Origin of the sequence: Curtobacterium sp. MCBD17_019, assembly GCF_003234555.1 — a bacterium.
GTDB lineage: Bacteria > Actinomycetota > Actinomycetes > Actinomycetales > Microbacteriaceae > Curtobacterium.
Genome location: NZ_QKTT01000034.1, coordinates 1 through 1,266, shown reverse-complemented (window position 1 = coordinate 1,266; position 1,266 = coordinate 1). Strand labels below are relative to the sequence as shown.

At 66.3% G+C, this 1,266-nt stretch carries 2 protein-coding genes; both read left to right on the top strand.

Annotated features, from left to right (window positions below; translation table 11 throughout):
* Window positions 1-66 precede the first annotated feature (66 nt).
* Window positions 67-354 carry a transposase gene (locus DEI82_RS15900; RefSeq protein WP_181435260.1) on the top strand — a complete coding sequence of 96 codons (288 nt, stop codon included), beginning with the start codon at window positions 67-69 and terminating at the stop codon, window positions 352-354.
* Entirely contained in the window at window positions 321-1,226 is a 906-nt protein-coding gene (locus tag DEI82_RS15895; protein WP_111037581.1) for an IS3 family transposase, read from the top strand. The genes DEI82_RS15900 and DEI82_RS15895 overlap by 34 nt, the downstream gene beginning before the upstream one ends.
* Window positions 1,227-1,266: the final 40 nt, after the last annotated feature.

The window sequence follows — 1,266 nt, the reverse complement described above, 5'->3', positions numbered from 1 at the left end:
TGACCTGTCCCGGGTTTCCCGGACACCTGAGTTGGGGCGATGATCGTCCCGGAGAAGGAGTCCGTGATGCCTGCTGCGAAGCCTGAGGAGTTCCGTCGCCGCGCTGTGGCGCTTGCCCGGCAGGGTGAGAAACCGGTCCGTGAGATCGCGAAGGATCTCGGGATCAGCGAGTCGGGCCTGCGCCGCTGGATGAGCGAAGCGGCCGTCGAAGAGGGCCGCGCCGAAGGGATGACCCGTGACGAACGGGCCGAGCTGGTTCGGTTGCGTCGGGAGAACCGGGTGCAAGCGATGGAGATCGAGATCCTGAAGCGGGCCAGCGCATACTTCGCGCGGGAGAACGTGCTCCCAAAATAGGGTTCCGGCTCGTCCGCGAGCTCGCCGATGACGGGGTGCCCGTCGCGGTGACGTGCCGGGTCCTGCAAGTCTCGCCGTCGAGCTACTACGAGTGGCGATCCCGCCGTGCCTCGGACCGCGACATAGACGACGCGTACCTGATCGACCAGATTCGGGAGATACATGTTCGCTCTCGCGGCACCTATGGTGTCCGTCGGGTGCACGCGGAGCTGGTTCTCGGGCAGTGGCGCCGGATCGGGCACGGCCGGGTCGAAAAGCTCATGCGCCTTGCCGGGCTGCAGGGAGTTCATCATCGGAGATGGCGTACCAGCGGCTCGGGCCGGCTGCCGGCCGTGTTCGAAGACCGGGTGAAGCGGGTGTTCGCCGCAGACGCGCCGGACAAGCTGTGGGTCACCGACATCACCCAGCACCGCACCGGCGAGGGGTGGGTGTACTGCGCGGCGGTGATCGATGTGTTCTCCCGCCGCTGCGTGGGCTGGTCGATCGCGGACCACCTCCGCACCGAGCTCGTGGTCGACGCGATCCAGATGGCCACCTGGCGCCGCCAGCCCACGGGAACCATCGTCCACTCGGATCGTGGAGCGCAATTCACGTCATGGTTATTCGGCAGCCGGCTCCGCGAAGCCGGGCTCCTCGGCTCAATGGGACAGGTCGCGTCCGCGTATGACAACGCGCTGATGGAATCGTTCTTCGGCTCGATGCAGATCGAGCTGCTCGACCGCTGCGACTGGCCCACCCGCGCCGAGCTCGCGTCGGCGATGTTCGAGTGGATCGAAGCGTTCTACAACCCCACCCGACGCCACTCCGCGCTCGCCTACTACTCGCCCATCGAATTCGAGAACCTCTACACCGCCGCCGAAACCGCGGCATGATCAACACAAAGAGAGCGTCCGGGAAACCCGGGACAGGTCA